The organism is Nonomuraea sp. B19D2 (genome assembly GCF_040137845.1).
In the GTDB taxonomy this organism is placed as follows: domain Bacteria; phylum Actinomycetota; class Actinomycetes; order Streptosporangiales; family Streptosporangiaceae; genus Nonomuraea.
Window position 1 is genome coordinate 1 of sequence record NZ_JBEFAK010000014.1, and the last position, 16,359, is coordinate 16,359.

At 69.7% G+C, this 16,359-nt stretch carries 12 protein-coding genes; 6 read left to right on the forward strand and 6 right to left on the reverse strand.

The window, feature by feature from the left end:
* Positions 1-676: 676 nt before the first annotated feature.
* Entirely contained in the window at positions 677-2,410 is a 1,734-nt protein-coding gene (locus ABN273_RS25110; protein WP_349451448.1) for an ABC transporter ATP-binding protein, read from the reverse strand.
* Positions 2,411-2,479: 69 nt separating this feature from the next.
* On the opposite strand from ABN273_RS25110, the gene ABN273_RS25115 reads away from it, so the two are divergent.
* The gene (locus ABN273_RS25115) at positions 2,480-2,899 is read left to right on the forward strand and encodes a MarR family winged helix-turn-helix transcriptional regulator (RefSeq protein WP_349451449.1); all 420 of its coding nucleotides are present in this window, start codon (positions 2,480-2,482) and stop codon (positions 2,897-2,899) included.
* Here the strand turns inward: ABN273_RS25115 and ABN273_RS25120 are convergent.
* Positions 2,896-4,011 (reverse strand): amidohydrolase family protein, encoded by a 1,116-nt coding sequence (locus ABN273_RS25120; RefSeq protein WP_349451450.1) that lies wholly within the window; start codon positions 4,009-4,011, stop codon positions 2,896-2,898. The two genes, ABN273_RS25115 and ABN273_RS25120, sit on opposite strands and share 4 nt — an antisense overlap.
* A gap of 162 nt (positions 4,012-4,173) precedes the next feature.
* Here ABN273_RS25120 and ABN273_RS25125 point away from each other — a divergent pair, with 162 nt between their 5' ends.
* Together ABN273_RS25125 and ABN273_RS25130 are read left to right on the forward strand one after the other, a co-directional pair.
* Positions 4,174-6,273, forward strand: coding sequence for a M6 family metalloprotease domain-containing protein (locus tag ABN273_RS25125; RefSeq protein WP_349451451.1), 2,100 nt, complete (start codon positions 4,174-4,176; stop codon positions 6,271-6,273).
* A 117-nt stretch (positions 6,274-6,390) separates the two neighbouring features.
* Complete coding sequence (locus tag ABN273_RS25130; protein WP_349451452.1) at positions 6,391-8,871, forward strand: ATP-binding protein; 2,481 nt, start codon at positions 6,391-6,393, stop codon at positions 8,869-8,871.
* A gap of 3 nt (positions 8,872-8,874) precedes the next feature.
* Here the strand turns inward: ABN273_RS25130 and ABN273_RS25135 are convergent, their stop codons facing one another.
* Positions 8,875-9,747: a hypothetical protein gene (locus tag ABN273_RS25135; protein WP_349451453.1), complete on the reverse strand. Its 873-nt coding sequence runs from the start codon at positions 9,745-9,747 to the stop codon at positions 8,875-8,877.
* A 73-nt stretch (positions 9,748-9,820) separates the two neighbouring features.
* On the opposite strand from ABN273_RS25135, the gene ABN273_RS25140 reads away from it, so the two are divergent.
* Positions 9,821-10,603: a tyrosine-protein phosphatase gene (locus ABN273_RS25140; RefSeq protein WP_349451454.1), complete on the forward strand. Its 783-nt coding sequence runs from the start codon at positions 9,821-9,823 to the stop codon at positions 10,601-10,603.
* Positions 10,604-10,626: 23 nt separating this feature from the next.
* On the opposite strand, the gene ABN273_RS25145 is transcribed toward ABN273_RS25140, so the two are convergent.
* The gene (locus tag ABN273_RS25145; protein ID WP_349451455.1) at positions 10,627-11,667 is read right to left on the reverse strand and encodes a Gfo/Idh/MocA family protein; all 1,041 of its coding nucleotides are present in this window, start codon (positions 11,665-11,667) and stop codon (positions 10,627-10,629) included.
* A gap of 29 nt (positions 11,668-11,696) precedes the next feature.
* Entirely contained in the window at positions 11,697-12,596 is a 900-nt protein-coding gene (locus ABN273_RS25150) for a proteasome assembly chaperone family protein (protein ID WP_349451456.1), read from the reverse strand.
* Positions 12,597-12,707: 111 nt separating this feature from the next.
* Here ABN273_RS25150 and ABN273_RS25155 point away from each other — a divergent pair, with 111 nt between their 5' ends.
* Both ABN273_RS25155 and ABN273_RS25160 read left to right on the forward strand, forming a co-directional pair.
* Positions 12,708-13,103 (forward strand): ankyrin repeat domain-containing protein, encoded by a 396-nt coding sequence (locus tag ABN273_RS25155; RefSeq protein WP_502911128.1) that lies wholly within the window; start codon positions 12,708-12,710, stop codon positions 13,101-13,103.
* 200 nt (positions 13,104-13,303) lie between these two features.
* Complete coding sequence (locus ABN273_RS25160) at positions 13,304-14,185, forward strand: terpene synthase family protein (RefSeq protein WP_349451458.1); 882 nt, start codon at positions 13,304-13,306, stop codon at positions 14,183-14,185.
* Positions 14,186-14,194: 9 nt separating this feature from the next.
* Here ABN273_RS25160 and ABN273_RS25165 read toward each other — a convergent pair whose 3' ends face one another.
* Positions 14,195-16,315, reverse strand: coding sequence for an ATP-binding protein (locus ABN273_RS25165; RefSeq protein WP_349451459.1), 2,121 nt, complete (start codon positions 16,313-16,315; stop codon positions 14,195-14,197).
* Positions 16,316-16,359 lie beyond the last annotated feature (44 nt).

Here is a 16,359-nt window from a genome sequence, read left to right on the forward strand (position 1 = left end):
GCACGCCAGGGTCGGTCTGCTGTCCTACGCGCAACGTAGCCATCAAGGTCACCTCCTCTGTTGGGTGATGGCTGGGTCTGGTCACTCCGGCCCGCCCCGCTCAGCGGGGCAAGCCCCGGCCTTCAGGTCGGGGAGCGGGTGACACGCGTCCTCTACCCAGCGAGCAGCCCGAAATCCTCCTATTCGCACACCAGCCGACGCGTGCCGCCAGTACGCTCGGCGGCACGACTTCGCCGGCCTGCTCCGCCACGCCGCCCCGCAGCAGCACGCGCGCACGGGCCGTCCGGGTGGTCTGCCCTGCCTCCAGCGGCAGCCTCCGCCTCACCGAATGCCCCCGCCCTCACCGCACCGGCCGCATCCTGCCAGCGCACGATGCCGATCATCCACTTGCTGTGCCGGAGTTACGTCCCCAACAACCAGGCTCCTGTTGCGCGGCCTCATAGTCCGCAGCCGCCGCGCCCGCCTGAGAGAATCGGCACACCTGCATGACCTGCACCTCATCCACCCGACGTTTACTCTGAGTGATCGTTAGATTACCATCTTTTAACCTCCGGAGCAGAACATATGAGCGATGCGTGCGGACGCTCAGGGGTGTTTACGGCCCGCCTAGGTGACCACGATCTTCCTAGGTGGCTCCGGTGGCAAAGCATTGCCCGGCGACACGTTTAATTGAGGTTTAAACGAGCTCGAGCGGTTCGTCCCGGCTCACCAGTGCCGCGTAGTGGCCGCCACGCGCCATCAGCTCGTCGTGGGTGCCGCGCTCGACGATCTTCCCGCCGTCGAGCACGACGATCTGGTCCGCGTCGCGGACGGTGGACAGGCGGTGCGCGATCATGATGGTGGTACGGCCCTGCGCCAGGTTGTCGAGCGCCTCCTGCACGGCCCGTTCGGTCTGGGTGTCCAGCGCGCTGGTGGCCTCGTCGAGGACCAGCACCGGAGGGTTGCGCAGCAGCGTGCGCGCGATGGCCAGGCGCTGCTTCTCGCCACCTGAGAACCGGTAGCCGCGCTCGCCCACCAGAGTGTCGTAGCCGTCGGGAAGCGAGGCGATGTGGTCGTGGATGCGCGCGGCCCGCGCCGCCGCCGCCAGCTCCTCGTCCGTGGCCGACGGCTTGGCGAAGCGCAGGTTTTCGGCGATCGAGGCGTGGAACAGGTACGTCTCCTGCGACACCACGCCGACCGCCTCGCTCAGCGTCTCGAACGTCAGCTCCCGCACGTCCACCCCGTCGATCGTGACCCGGCCGCCGGTGACGTCGTAGAGCCTGGGCAGCAGGTAGCTGAGCGTGGTCTTGCCCGAGCCGGTCTCGCCCACGATGGCCAGGCTGGTGCCCGCGGGGACCGTGATGTCCACACCGGTGAGCGTGGGGGTCTCGCCGTACGAGAAGTCGACGCCCTCGAAGCGCACCTCGCCGCGGACGTCGCGCAGCTCCCGCGTGCCCGGGTGGATGTCGACCGGCAGGTCCAGGTACTCGAAGATGCGCGCGAACAGCGCCAGTGAGCTCTGCACGTCCACGCCCAGCCGCAGCAGCGAGACCATCGGCCGGAACAGGCTGGTCTGCAATGTCGTGAACGCCACCAGCGTGCCGACCGAGATCGCGCCGGTGTAGCCGACGGCCCAGTAGATCAGCGCGGGCATCGCGGCCATGACGAGCTGGATCGACGCCTGCTTCCAGCGGCCTGACATGCTCACCCGCACGCCGACGTCGGCCAGCTCGCCGGAGGCCCGCCCGAACTGCTCGGCCAGCTCGCCTGAGCGGCCCATGGTGCGGCCCAGCAGGATGCCGCTGATCGACAGCGACTCCTGGACCATGGACGCGATGCCGGCCAGCCTGCGCTGCTGCTCGGCCTTGATGTGCTTGCGCTCCTGGCCGACGTTGCGGCTGATCCACACGAACACCGGCATCAGCAGCAGCGAGATCACTGTCAGCCGCCATTCGAGCGCGATCATGGCGACGATGGTGGCGATCACTGTGGTGAGGTTGGAGACGAGGGAGGCGGCGGTCGTGGTGAGGACCGACTGCATGCCGCCGATGTCGTTGGCGATGCGCGACTGCACCTCGCCGGTCCTGGTGCGGGTGAAGAACGCCAGCGACATGCGCTGCAGGTGGCCGTAGACGGCCAGCCGCAGGTCGTGCATCACCCGCTGGCCCACCGTGGTGGAGATCAGCGTCTGCAGCACGTCGAACACGTTGGTGGTGACCGCCACCGCGATCATGCCAAGGGCCAGCAGCGTGAGCAGGGTCGCGTCCCTGGCCGGGATCGCCACGTCCAGCACCTCGCGCAGCAGGAACGGCGAGGCCAGCGCCACCAGCGACGACAACAGGATGAGGACGCCCACCAGGGCCAGGCGGCCGCGGTAGGGGCGGAACAGCTTGATGATGCGCCCGATCGGGGCGCGTGGTTCCTCCGCCAAGTGGCGCCTCCTTTCAGATGTCCACTCAAACAGAGGTTAGCTCATATTTGTTCCGGCTAAACTTAGGACATGGTAGAAAAGGAGCTCGCCGAGCTCTTGCACCTGGTCGGGCGGCGGTTGCGGCACGGGTATGTGCATCGGCTGGAGCCGATCGGGCTCAACCCCGGGCAGGCGCGCGCCCTCCGCGTGCTCGCCGACGCCGCGCAGCCGCTGCGCATGGTGCGACTGGCCGACGAACTGCGGATCGTGCCCCGCTCACTCACGCCGGTGGTGGACGCCCTGGAGTCGGCGGGGCTGGTGCGCCGGGAGGTCGATCCCGCCAACCGCCGCTCCACGCTGGTGCTGATCACCCCGGAGGGCCGCCGCCTCGCCGACCGCGCCCGCCACGCCCGCAGGGAGGCGGGCCAGGAACTCTTCGCCGTGCTGACGCAGGAGCAGCGCGACCAGCTCCGGGACTTGCTGAGCCTGGTGGAGGAGCAATTCAGCTAACCCACGCACACCGCGCCGCCGACGACCGTGCCGAGCCAGGGCGGCTGGGACAGGAGCGCCGCGTACGGGTAGCGGCCACGGGCGTCGAAGACGGCGAAGTCGGCCCGGGTGCCGGGAGCCAGCGACCCGATCCGCCCATCGCCCCGATCCATCCCCAGCGCACGAGCCCCGCCCAGCGTCGCCGCCCGCACCAGCTTGCCGTCCAGCCCTCGGCTACGCACCCCGAGCTCGCGAGCGTTCCGCCGGATGGCTCCGGCGACAGCGAGCACGCCGGTAGGCGCAGGGCGCCCTGCGACGCCGTCGGCAGGCTCCGCAGGCCCGGCGAGGCCATCGGCAGGCAGCGCAGGCTCGGCGACGCCGTTCGCGGTGTCAGGGGCGGTGCCGCCCAGGGGCGGGCCGGTGGCGAGGGCGACGGGATTGCCCTCGTCGAGCAGCGCCAGCACGTCAGGGGCAGGCGACGGGCAGACGGCCACCACGGTCTTGCGCAGCCGCAACAGCTTGCGTTCCCCGGGGTCCAGGGGCCGGGCGCAGACGACATGACACAGCGGCCCCAGCACCCCCGCCTCGTCCAGGGCCGCGGGCGAGTGCCGGTCCAGGTCCACCAGCAGTCGCAGCCCGAACGTCCTGGCCAGCACCGCCACGTCCTCCAGCACCTGGGGATCCCGCGTGTGCGCCGCGATCCCCACCGCGCACGGCCGGTCGACCTCGCGAAGCGCCGTGATCACCGCGTCCCGCCCGTGCGCCTCCCACTCCTCCTCGCTCCGGCTGGTCACCTCCACGTACGAGATGCCGCGGACCCCAGGCGGATCGGCCAGGTCGGACAGCACGCCGGCCCGGGCGGTCACCCCGGGGCCGGTAGTGGGGACGGCGGCGCAGGCGTCCACCAGCCCGGCCACGATCATCCCGGTCCACCGCACCTCAGCCGCGCCGCGAAAGGACGAGAGCACCGAAGCCCGCGTGTCCACCTTGACCACCCGGTCGCCCCTGACCGCCACCGCACCGTCACGGATGGGATCGGTGCAGACGGGCAGCACGAGCGGGGCGGAATGGACCACGACGGGCGCGGGCGCGCGCCTGCCCAGAGCCGGACCGGCACGCATCGCAGACGGCATGTGATCTCCCGTCGGGGTCTTTCCTTCAGGGCATTAAACGTGAGCTGGGGCAAGTACGCAAACAGTACGATTTCGGCAATTGTCCGGATAAGCCGCTACACATCGCTCATTTCCGTGCAACTGATCGTTGATCTCTGTCTATAACGTCTATACCGTCAATCCGTGATAGCCCCGAAGAAGCTGCTGAAGGGATTGCTGGCGGCCATCGTGCTGCTCCCGGTGAGCCTGATGGCAACCCCTGCTTCCGCAGCACCCCCCACCGACCCCGAGCATCCATGGCGGCAGAACCACTGGCCGCAAACGCAGCCCTGGCAGCTCGACGCACCCGCCGACGCCCAGGCCCTGCGCACCCGCGCGCCCGGCGGCATCAAGCCGATCGACCCGCAGAACTGGGAAAATCCCGACAACATGACGTGGGCGGACTACAAGCAGCCGCCCGGCACCAAGTGGAACGACCCCGCCGTCAAGGGGTCGAAGCGCACGTTCAAGGGCGCGCTCGTGCTGCTCGACTACCCGAACCAGCCGTTCGTGGTCACGCAGCCCAAGGGCTCGACGATCTACTCGAACCCGAGCGCCGAGGCCCACGACGTCCCGCGCGACCAGGTGGCCAAGTTCTACCAGGACTTCCTCAACACCCCGAACGCCCTCAACAAGGGGCACACCATCCACGAGTACTGGATGGAGGACTCGGGCGGCAGGTACGGGGTGGAGCTGACCGGGTTCGGGCCCTACACGCTGTCGGGCAAGGACCACGAGTACGCGATGGAGTTCCAGGCGGGCACCGGCTGCCCGTCGGGCGACAACTGCAACAAGAACCTGCGTACCGAGGGCAACGCCGCCTGGATCGCCGCCGTCGGCGAGGAGGTGGCCAAGCAGTTCGACTTCGTCTTCTACCTGAGCGCCGGTCAGGACGAGTCGTCCACCTGGCAGGAGTTCGGGATGATGAAGTTCCCCACCAAGGAGGACGTGCCGGACGAGTGGGGCCCGCCGGACCCGGCGCTGCCCAACTGGGCGGCCACCCGCTACGTCGACTGGACCTCGTGGCAGGCCGGCTCCAACTTCTGGCCGAACGCCCGCTTCGGCGTCGACTCGGTGCAGGCCGAGAGCTCCGGCATGGCCGTCTACGCCCACGAGCTGAGCCACATCATGGGCATCGCCGACAACTACAACAACCCGTACGCCGTGCCGCCCAAGCGGGCGTACACCGGCATCTGGGAAATGCTCAGCCGCGGCAGCTTCAACGGCCCGGGCGGCCCGCACTCACGCTGGCTGATCCCGCCCACGGCCGGCGCGTCCATGGGCGCCCAGCACATGCTCCGCAACAAGATCAAGCTGGAGATGGTGGACGAGCAGAACGTCTTACGCCTGTCGCGGGCGGCGCTCGACGAGTCGGGCCTGGTGACGGCCAAGGTCCTGGCCCGCGTGGCCCAGCCGGGCAAGAACGAGCTGTCCGGCGTCAACATCTCCTTCGACGCCGATGGCGACAAGAGCTCGTGTGACAAGGCCGACCCGCTCTGCGACGGCGGCGGCTACGAGAACTACACGGTCGAGGTCGTCGACCGCATGGGCACCGACTCGTTCACCCCTGACTCCGGCGTCCTGCTGGCCAAGACCAAGAACCAGGACCGGCCTCCGTTCGAGTGGGTGATCGACGCCAACCCGCAGGACATCAACATGACCGACTACGTCATGCCGGACGGGACCAAGGTGCCGATCACGATCGGCGACTACCGCCAGCTCTCGGACGCGCTCCTCCACGCCGGCACCGACTCCGGCAGCGAGTACGAGTACGTCGACCAGGCCAACCGCCTGCACTTCTACATCACCGACGTCAAGCGCGACCGCGACGGCCACCTGTCCTACACGGTCGCCATCCGCTCGCTCGACGGCTCGGGCCCGCAGCAGCGCGGCGTCAAGGTGCTCCCGGCGGCCGGCCTGCCGACCGCCAAGTCCATATCCACCTGCAAGTTCCCGCTGCTCAACACTGGCAAGCAGGCCCCGGCACAGGGTCAGCACCCGGAGGACGTCAGCGCCTACCTGAACTCCGACGTCTACCGCCTCAAGGCCGAGGTCCAGGGCAAGGGCTGGACCGCCCAGCTCCCGAACGCGCTGGCCTCCGTCGACTTCGGCAAGCAGGACCTGGTCACCGTGAACGCCGTGCGCGAGTCCGGCGGCGACCGGCTGGCCAAGGTCAAGCTCACCGCCACCTCGGAGAGCGACCCCACCAAGACGGCGACGGCCACCTGTCATGTGGTCGGCTAGTGAATGAACGATGGGGTACGGCTGGCGCAAGCCGTACCCCATCGGTTTGAATCACCCCCAAGGGGGTGTTCGTTGACAGGCGAGTTGCCGGACAAACCGAGACCACGACGTAGAAGGGTGCCTTGGGCCGCGCCGGTCTCCGCCGGCCTTGCGGCCGCCGCGGCGAGCGTGCTGACGGCGTCCGTGGACTGGGAGATCCCGCCCGCGGCCAAGATCGCGGTGACCGGGGCGGCGGCCGCGCTCGTGGGGCTGGCCACCTGGGCCACCACCGAGCCGCGCGGGCCCAGACGCCGCGCGCTCCCCGAACCCGCTTCGCTCTCGCCCGACCAGTGGCCGCCCGTCCCCGAGCACTTCACCGGGCGTGCGGAGTCGCTGGCCGAGTTACGCGAGGTCTTCGCCGAGCGCAGGAAGTCCTCCGACCTCTCGCCGCCGCTCGTGGTCTCGGTGTACGGCCGGGGCGGCGTCGGCAAGTCGGCGCTGATGACCAGGTTCGGGCAGGAGGTGGCCGGCTGGTTCCCCGACGGCAGGCTCTACGCCGACCTGCGCGGCGGGGTCGACTCCCCGGTCCCCCCCGACGAGGTGCTGATCGGGTTCCTGCGCGCGCTGGACGTGCGCCTGACCACCGACCCCGGCGGCCTGGACGAGTTACGCAAACTCTGGCTGACCTGGACGAAGGGCCGCAGGATCCTCATCGGCTTGGACAACGCCCACGACGCCGACCAGATCAAGCCACTGATCCCGGCCGAGCCCGGCTGCGCGGTGCTGGTCACCTCACGCGCGCCGCTGTTCCTGAACGGCACCCGTGACACGCGGCTCGGCGTGTTCAGCGAGGCGCACGGCGTGGAGCTGCTGGCCCGGCTGGCCGGCGGCGCCAGGATCGTCGATGACCTCGACGCCGCCAGGGAGATCGTCAGGATGTGCGACTACCTGCCGCTGGCGATCAACATCTGCGGCGCCCGGCTGGCCACCCGCGAGCAGTGGACCATGCGCGAGATGGCCGGCCGTCTGGCCGACACCCGCCGCCGCCTCGACCAGCTCGAAGTGGCCCCGACGGTCGACAAGAGCGTGCGCGCCTCCGTACAGCTGAGCTACGACGACTGCACGGGGATGCAGCGCCGCCTGTTGCGCCTGCTCAGCGCGCTCACCGCGCCCGACGTGCCCGGCTGGGTGGCCGGCGAGCTGCTCGACATCTCCGGGCTCGACGGCGCCGACCAGCTCGAGGCCCTCATCGACGCCCAGCTCGCCGAGTGCTCGGGCACCGACCAGACCGGCGCGATGCGTTACCGCCTGCACGACCTGGTCAGGGTGTTCGCCGCGGAACTGGTCGAGCAGGACGAGGCGGCGCGGCGCAGGGCCGCCATCGAGCGCGTGTTCCACGGCTACCGCCGCCGCGCCGAGGAGGCCGCGCAGAACCGCTGGCCGCAGGACTGGAGCCGGGGTGGCCGCCGCTCCAGCCCCGACGGAGAGGTGCGCGCCGCCGACTGGCTCAACGCCGAGCGGCTGTCGCTGATCGCCATGATCCACCTGGCCCGCCAGCTCCAGCTGTGGGAGCTGACGTGGGGGCTGGCCAGGGCGTTCTGCTCGTTGTGCCACTCGCTGCGCGCGTACTGGGCCGACTGGGCGGCCGTGGCGGAGATCGGCTGCGAGGCCGCCGCGCAGACCGGCGACCGGCGCGCGCTGGCCATCGCGCTGCTCGACAGCGCCTCCGTGCACGGCGGCCTGGGCCTGCGGGAGCGGGCGCTGGGGGAGGCGGAACGGGCCCTGGAGACGTTCACCGGCCTGGGGGAGTCGTGGTGGGCGGCCAGGGCCATGCGCACGATCGGGATGACGCTGTTCAGCGACGGCCACCTGGACCGGGCGCAGGACTACCTCATCGGGGCCATCACCGCGTTCAAGGGCGACGACGACCTGTGGTGGATGGCCCGCACCCAGCGCAACCTGGCCGAGATGCGCATGGCGGAACGCCGTCCCGACGAGGCCAGGGAGCTGCTGGAGGACGCCCTGGAGATCTTCAAACGGGAGGGCAACCGCTACTCGGAGGCCCAGACGCTGCGCGTCTACGGCGAGGTGCTGGCCGCGCAGGCGCGCGCCGAGCACCGGACGGGCGACCACCGGCTGGCCGTCAACCTGTTCACCAGGGCCGGGTTCAGCCTCGACCGGGCCGCCGAGATGTTCAGGCAGCGCGGGGAGCTGTGGGAGGAGGCCCGCTGCCTGCGGGCCGCCGGCGAGGTGGGCGACCCGGACAACGGGCTGCGCGAGCTGGAGTACGTACGGCGGGCCGAGCGGATCCTGGCGGCGCTGGGCGACTCGTGGGGGGTGGCCAGGACCGCCGTGTCGGCCGGCCGGGCGCTGGCGAGACTGGACCGGGTCGAGGAGTCGGAGCAGGAGCTGCGGCGGGCCGTGCAGGGGTTCGAGGAGCTCGAGGACCGGTGGTGGATGGCCAGGAGCCTGCGTTACCTCGGCGAGGCGCACCTCGACGCAGGGGGACGCGGGGCCGCGGTGGAGCCGCTGGAACAGGCCAGGGAGATCTACCGCAGCCTCGGCAACGAGGCCGGCATGCGCCGGACCCTGGAGCTCCTCAGGCGTGCCGCGCCCTGACCCTCAGGTGAGGGGAGTCCTGAGCAACTCGCCCGCCGCCTGCCTGGCCTGCAGGATGCTCTCCTCGAACAGCTTGCGCACGTGCGTCGCCTGATCGGACAGCTCCCTGATGTGCTGGCGGCCCAGCTCGTCCCGTACGGTGTCGGCGATCAGCTGCTGGTATTCGGGGGTCCTGGCGGCCAGCGCCTCGAGCCGCCGGTGCGCGTGGTAGACCCGGTCCGCCTTGATCACCTGCTTGGCGTACTTCTCCAGGTGGCGTACGCGCCGCGACAGCGACGTCCAGGCGGCGTCCAGCGCGTTGGAGTAGGGCTTGAACGCGTCCTCCAGGCCGGTCGGCAGCTCGCGGGGGATGAGCTTGCCGTGCTCGGCATGCATGGACGACAGCCGCCGCAGCCGCTGGGCGATCTGCCAGACCTCCTCGGGCAGCGACACCTGGTTGTCGATGCTGTCGATCAGGCCGTCCCTGTGGACGCGGGAGGCCATGATCGCGTCGACCGCGTTCTGAGCCCTGCGCAGCAGCATCTGGCAGGGGTAGTCCAGGTCTTCCGGAAGGATGTAGTAGTTGGCGTACTCGCGAGCGAGGCGTAGTTTCCGCCTGGTCGAGCGATATGAGCTGTCCAGCGCCATCCATCGGATCAGGACGATCAAGCCGACTCCCACGCCCGCGATCGCCAGTTCCGCTACGCCGGTAACCACGGCGAGCATCACCAGGAAGCCGGGGAGCAGGAAGAGCGTGGCGGGGTTCTTCGTGGTGTCCATGCGCGCACCCGATCGAGCCTTGCGGAGGATGTGCGGGCTCGACCGCAGCTCGACCGAGGTCTCCGGGGGCAGCGATGGATCGATCACCAGCCGTGGAGGCAAAGCTCGTGGATCCATACGTTCATGCTGCGTTATGAACCTCGGATCTGCTCATATTTGGCGGACATATAGGGTCGCAATAATGGATGAGATGACGAGGTGGATAGACCTGGAAGGCGCGGTCAACGCGCGTGACCTGGGCGGACTGCCCACTCGCGACGGCGGCCGCACCGTCCGCGGGCGGATCTTCCGCGCCGACAATCTGCAGGGCCTCACGCCCGCCGACGTGACGCTGCTGGTGAACGAGCTGAACCTGCGGCACGTCGTGGACCTCCGCTCGAACGCCGAGGTCTCACTGGAGGGCCCCGGGCCGCTCACCGATGTGCCTGAGGTGCGGCATCACCATCTGACGTTGTTCGCGGAGGGTGGCACGCACACCGACGTCGAGGCCGACACCATCGACGGCGACCGGGTGCTGCCCTGGGCCGAGCGCGGTCTGGACGAGGAACTGCGGGTGACCGGCTTCTATTTCGGCTACCTGCGCGACCGTCCGGACGCCGTGGTCGCGGCGCTGCGCGCGATGTCGCTGGACGACGGGGCGGCGCTGGTGCACTGCGCGGCCGGCAAGGACCGCACCGGGGTGCTGTCGGCGCTGGCCCTGGAGGTCGCCGGGGCGACCCGGGAGGCGATCGTCGAGGACTACGCGGCCACGGGGGAGCGGCTGGAGCTGATCCTCAAGCGGTTGCGGGGGAGTGAGACGTACCGGGGCGACCTGGACTCGCGGCCGGCCGACGACCACATGCCTCGGGCGCGGTACATCGAGCAGTTCCTCGGGGTGCTCGACGACCGGTTCGGCGGGCCGATGGGGTGGCTGACCCGGCACGGCTGGACCGAGGCCGACACGGCCGCGTTGCGCGCCCGCCTGCGCGACTGACCAGTGCCCGGTCGGCGGGGGCGTCAGGTCAGGTGGGCGACCATGCGCTGGCTGGCCGAGAGGTGGGCGGCCTCGATGACGGTCAGCGTGTCGATCACGCTCTCCGGGTCCACGGGTGGCGGCGCGCCCTCGCGCAGCGCCGCCACCACGCCGCGGTAGAAGTCCAGGTACGCCCCCGGCTCGGTCTGCACGGCACGGTGGGCGTCCTCCGTGCCGAGCAGGCCCCAGCTCCCCTCGTCATCCTCCCCGAACTCGGGTGAGCCGGGCGCCATCCCCGCCCGCAGCCGCTCCTCCTGCAGGTCCATCCCGTACTTCACGAACCCGGTCGACGACCCCAGCACCCGGAACCGGGGCCCGCGGAAGGCGGCCACCGAGCTCATCCACAAGTGGGAGCGAGCCCCGCCCGAGTGCGTCAGCGCGATGAACGTGTCGTCGTCGGAGGCCACCCCCGCACGCCGCACGTCGCTCTCGCAGTAGACCTCCCGGACCGGCCCGAGCAGCTGCAGGGCCTGGTCGACGAGGTGGCTGCCCAGGTCGTAGAGCAGCCCGCCGATCTCCGCCACGCCTCCGGTCTCCCGCCAGCCGCCCTTGGGCACCGGCCGCCACCGCTCGAACCTCGACTCGAACCGCAGCACCTCACCCAGCCGCCCCTCCTCGACCAGCTTCCGTACGGTGCGGAAGTCGCCGTCCCACCGCCGGTTCTGGAACACGGTCAGCATGAGCCCGCGCTCCTTGGCCAGCCGCACCAGCTCGCGGCCCTCCTCGGCGGTCCTGGCCAGGGGCTTGTCCACGACGACGGGCAGGCCGTGGGTGAGCGCGGAGACGGCCGTGGCCACATGCGTCCTGTTGGGGGAGGCGACCACGACGAGATCGCACCGGTCCCACAGCTCCTGCACGTCGGACACGGGGGCCGCGCCGTACTTCCCGGCCACCTCGGCCTGCCGGGAGGGGTTCCCGGTCACGACGGCGGCCAGGGACAGACCTGGGGTGGCGTGGATGAGAGGGGCGTGGAAGTACGCCCCGGCGGTGCCATAGCCGACCAGCCCGACTCGGAGTGCGCTCATTTCCTCAGGCTATCCAGCCCGCTCGGGGTTCAGTCCTCGTCGCGCTCGGCGAGGAAGCGCTCGAACTGGGCGGCGAGCTCGTCGCCCGTGGGCATCGGGGTGGTCTCGGCCATCAGGTTCTCGCGCTCGGAGCCCGCTGCGAACGCGTCGTACTGCTGCTCCAGCCCCTTGATCGCCGTGGACAGCTCCGTGGAGGCGGTGATCTGCTCCTCGATCTCCGTCGTCGTACGGCGGGCCGCGTCGCGCAGCGAGTCCATCGGGAACACCAGGCCCGTCCCCCTGGTCACCGCCTCCAGGCCGGTCACGGCGGCGGTCGGGTATTCGGCCTGCGACAGGTAGTGCGGCACGTGGATCGCGTACCCCAGCGCGTCGTGCCCCTGCGCCCCCAGCCGCAGCTCCAGCAGCGCCGCCACGCTCCCCGGCACCTGGACGCGCCCGAAGGCGCTCGTCTGGGAGTTGATCAGCTCGGGTCGGCTGGCGTGCATCGTGATGCCGAGCGGCCGCGTGTGCGGGACCGCCATGGGGATGCCGTGCAGCGTCACCAGCTTGCTCACGTGCAACCGCGCCACCAGATCCGACACAGCCTTGGTGAACAGCTCCCACTCCCGGTCGGGCTCGGGCCCGTTCATCACCAGGAACTCCGTCCCTGTGGAGTCCTTCGCGACGTAAACGGCCAACTCCGGGCTCTCGCACTCGACCCACCGGTCGGTGTCGAAGGTCATGATGGGCCGGCGGGACCGGTAGTCGAGCAGCCGGTCCACGTCGAACGTCGCCACGACCCGGTGCTCCAGCTCGGCCAGCACGTGGCCCAGCGCGAGACGTCCGGCGCTCCCCGCGTCGACAAAACCGTCGAAGTGGTACAGCAACACCGGATCTGGTAGCTCGGGCGCGTCGTCTGCGAGCTTGTAGAGATCCTTCGGGTCGAACACAGTTGGACAGCCTTTCCCTAGGTACTCATCTCCAGAACCTACGGCGGGGCGGAACGATTCCGCGTCGGAGGGGCGGGAACGATTCCGTGCACGGCACCCTATCGAGGCACAATGGGACGCATGGCCAGGGACCCGGAACTCGACGAGTCCGCGCCCAGGATGTTCGACCTGGCCAGGGCGGGCGACACCGAGACGCTGCGCGCGCATGTCGAGGCCGGGGTGCCGGTCAACCTGACCAACGGCAAAGGTGACACTTTGCTGATGCTGGCGGCTTATTACGGTCACGCCGAGACTGTACGCATGCTTGTCACATGCGGCGCCGATCCCCATCGGGTCAACGACCGCGGGCAGACGCCGCGCGCGGGCGCGGTCTTCAAGAAGGAATCCGCAGTGGTCAGAGCGTTGCTGGACGGGGGCGCCGACCCGGACGCGGGCACGCCGCCGGCTTTGGACACGGCGCGAATGTTCGCGAATGACCAGTTTATCCAATGGTTCACGGCATCGTGATTCATAATGTGAAATAAGCTTTTAAGGCGTAGAAGTTGTCGAGTGTGGCCTTACGAGCGGTCTGTAGTCATGCTGAGGATGTGGTTAATTCTGCGCATCCCTTCAGTAGGCGACCACTCCACATCCCTCCGCTGCCATGCCCGTTCCCCAATGAGATCAACGCCCATGCAGCGGAGGTCACTGCGGAGAGTCAGGCATGGGTGGCCGCCTCAAACATGCTCCCCGGCGCCGACTCCATCGAGCACTTCAGCCGCTCGGAACTCGGCCTCCTCCCCGCACGGACCAACCCCACCGTGCCGCGCGACAGTCTCCGGCTGATCACCGACTGGTACTTCTGGCTCTGGGCCTTCGACGACGGGTTCTGCGAGAGCGAGCTCATGGGGCATCGCGCCGCCGCGGTCGCCCGCGCGCTGCCGTCGCTTCTGGAGAGCCTCGACGGCAACAGGGAACCAGAGCCTGGCGACGCGTTCGGCCTCGCCCTCAAGCAGCTCTTGGACCGCATCTCCGCGATAGCCACCCCCGAACAGCTGGACCGGTGGCGGAGCGCGGTGAAGGAGTACCTGTTCGCCCAGATCTGGGAGGCGGCGAACCGCGAGGCCGACCTGATCCCGACCCCTGAGGACTATCTACTGATGCGCCGCACCACCGGCGCCACGTACACCTGCTTCGCGCTCATCGACATCGGCGGCGGCTACCGGATCGAGACCGGGGACTGGTACCACCCCGACGTGCGCACGCTCTCCGATCTGGCATGCGACCTCGTCGGCTGGGACAACGACCTGCTCTCGTACGCCAAGGAGCGCCGCACCGACAAGGCCCGGCACAACCTCGTGACCGTGTTGGCGACCCACAAGTCGCTCTCCCTGCAGGCCGCGCTGCTCGAGGTCGCCCGGATGCACGACGAGGCGATCGCCGCGTTCGTCGACCGGCGCGCGGCGGTGGAGAGGTGGGCTCCGCCGCCGGTGCTCAACTACGTACGCGGTCTCGAACACTGGGTCCGCGGCCACATCGAATTCTCATTCGGCAGCGCACGCTTCGTGCACGCCTGGCCAGACGACACCTGCTGGCCGGAGGCCGTCTGAGGTTCGAGATCAGCCATTGTCGAGGGCGTCCAGCTCGCCCAGCGCGAGCGAGGACGCCTCCTCGAGGTCAAACCGGGCGCCCTCTTCGAAGGCGCTCTTGTAGGCGAGCTCACCCATCCGCCGCACGCACTCTCTGATGCACGCGTTATGGTCGTCGGACAGGAACGGCGCGCCCAACTGCGGCAGGCCGGCCGATCTCCAATTCTGCTGCAACGCCCCCAGCAGCAGGGCGGCCAGCGGCAGCCGGTCCAGGGTCACGAAGATCCGTGCCGCGGACTCCAGCGCGAGCAAGGTGCCGAGGGTGTCGTGGAAGTGCAGCTTGATCCGCAACCCCTCCCTGACGCTCTGCAGTGCCTCTTCGGGCCGGTTGGTCGCGAGCTTGGTGCCCGCCAGCGCCCACTGCGCGTGCGAGCTCAGCCAGAGCTCGCCGCGCTCCCTGCACACCAGCAGGCAGTCCTGCAGCAGAGACTCGGCCTCGTAGAACTCCCCCTGCGCGGTCAGCACGACGGACAACTCGACGATGGCGGGCAGCAGGCCGGGGTTGAGCTCCTTGTTGTCGGTGTTGAACTCGATCGCCACGCCCAGCAGCGCGCTGGCCTTCTGCATGTCGCCCTGGAGCATGGCCGCGGTGCCCTGCATCTTGGAGGCCAGGATCACCGCCCGGGAGTCGCCCACCTGGACGGCCTCGGAGCTGCAGGCCTCCGCCGCCGCCTGGCCGCCGACGCTGTCGCCCTGGGAGTTGCGGATGTAGGCGAGCACCCAGAGAGCCTTGCACCGCTCCCTGCTCGGGCCGGGGTTGGCCTCCAGCGCCCGCTCCAGGTAGAGCCGCCCCTCGCGGGCGAACCCGCAGCAGACCCACATGAACCAGAGCGACGAAAGCAGCGTCAGCGCCAGCGGCTCCTTGCCTGGCGTCTTCAGTGCGTATTCGAGCGCGATCCGGACGTTGTGGTGCTCCTGGCGCATGCGGACGAACCAGTAGATCTGCCGTGGCCCTGACCAGGCGTCCTCACCGCGCTTGGCCAGGTTGAGGTAGTACTCCAGGTGCCGCTTGCGCATCTGCTCGGCCTGGCCGAGCTTGTCGAGCCACTCCTCGCCGTACTCGGCCAGGGTGTCGATCAGCTTGTAGCGCAGGCCGGCTTCGTTGTTCCTGATCAGCAGGATGGACTTCTCGACCAGGTTGCCGACGAGCTCGGTGATGCGCTCGGCGGACAGGCGCCCGTCGGAGCAGACGAACCGGGCCGCGTCCAGCTCGAAGTCGCCCGCGAACACCGACAGCCGCGCCCACAGCAGCCGCTCCGCGGGCTCGCACAGCTCGTGACTCCACCCGATGGCCGCGCGCAGCGTCTGGTGCCGGGGCAGGGCCGTCCGGCTCGCGCCCGCCAGCAGGCTGAACCGATCGGTCAGCAGCCCGAGGATCTGCTCCACGGACAGCGCGCGCAGCCGCACGGCGGCCAGCTCGATCGCGAGCGGGATGCCGTCGAGCCGCCGGCACAACTCGGCGACGGCGCCGATGTTCTCCTCGTCGAGCGTGAAGTCGGCCACGCTGGCCCCGGCCCGGGCAGCGAACAACTGGACGGCCTCGTTGGTGAAAATGTTCTCCACCGGATCGTCGCCGGGCACCTGGAGGGGCGGCACCGGCACCACGTGCTCGTACGGCAGGTTGAGCGACTGCCGGCTGGTGGCCAGCACCTTCAGATTGGGCGCCGCCTCCAGCAGCTCGTGCACCAGCTCGGCGCACCCGGTCACCAGGTGCTCGCAGGTGTCGATGATCAGCAGCATGTCGCGCTCGCCGACCCACTCCGCCAGCGACTCGGACTCCGCACGCGAGGACTGGTCGGCGATGCCGAGCGCGGAGGCGATGGTCTGCCTGACCATGCCCGCGTCCTGCAACCGCCCGAGATCGGCGAACCACACGCCGTCGGGATAGTGCGACCGCACCTGATGCGCCAGCCGCAACACCGTGCGCGACTTGCCGACACCCCCGATGCCCGTCACGGTCACCAGGCGAGACTCGCTGAGGTGCCGTTTGAGGGTGGCGAGGAGGCGCTTCCGGCCTATGAAGCTGGTCAGCTCCGCCGGTAGATTGCCTTCTCGCCGCCAGCCTGTCGGGGTGGCCATGGGCAGCCTCACGGGGGGTAGGCGACACCTGCCTTCGCATCGTACCGCCGCAGGTC

Excerpts from the sequence above, each read along its gene's own strand:
- ABN273_RS25115 (WP_349451449.1), top strand. The coding sequence starts at position 2,480 with ATGGTAGAAAAGGAGCTCGCCGAGCTCTTGCACCTGGTCGGGCGGCGG.
- ABN273_RS25120 (WP_349451450.1), bottom strand. The coding sequence starts at position 4,011 with ATGCCGTCTGCGATGCGTGCCGGTCCGGCTCTGGGCAGGCGCGCGCCC.
- ABN273_RS25135 (WP_349451453.1), bottom strand. The coding sequence starts at position 9,747 with ATGGATCCACGAGCTTTGCCTCCACGGCTGGTGATCGATCCATCGCTG.
- ABN273_RS25140 (WP_349451454.1), top strand. The coding sequence starts at position 9,821 with ATGACGAGGTGGATAGACCTGGAAGGCGCGGTCAACGCGCGTGACCTG.
- ABN273_RS25145 (WP_349451455.1), bottom strand. The coding sequence starts at position 11,667 with ATGAGCGCACTCCGAGTCGGGCTGGTCGGCTATGGCACCGCCGGGGCG.
- ABN273_RS25155 (WP_502911128.1), top strand. The coding sequence starts at position 12,708 with ATGGGACGCATGGCCAGGGACCCGGAACTCGACGAGTCCGCGCCCAGG.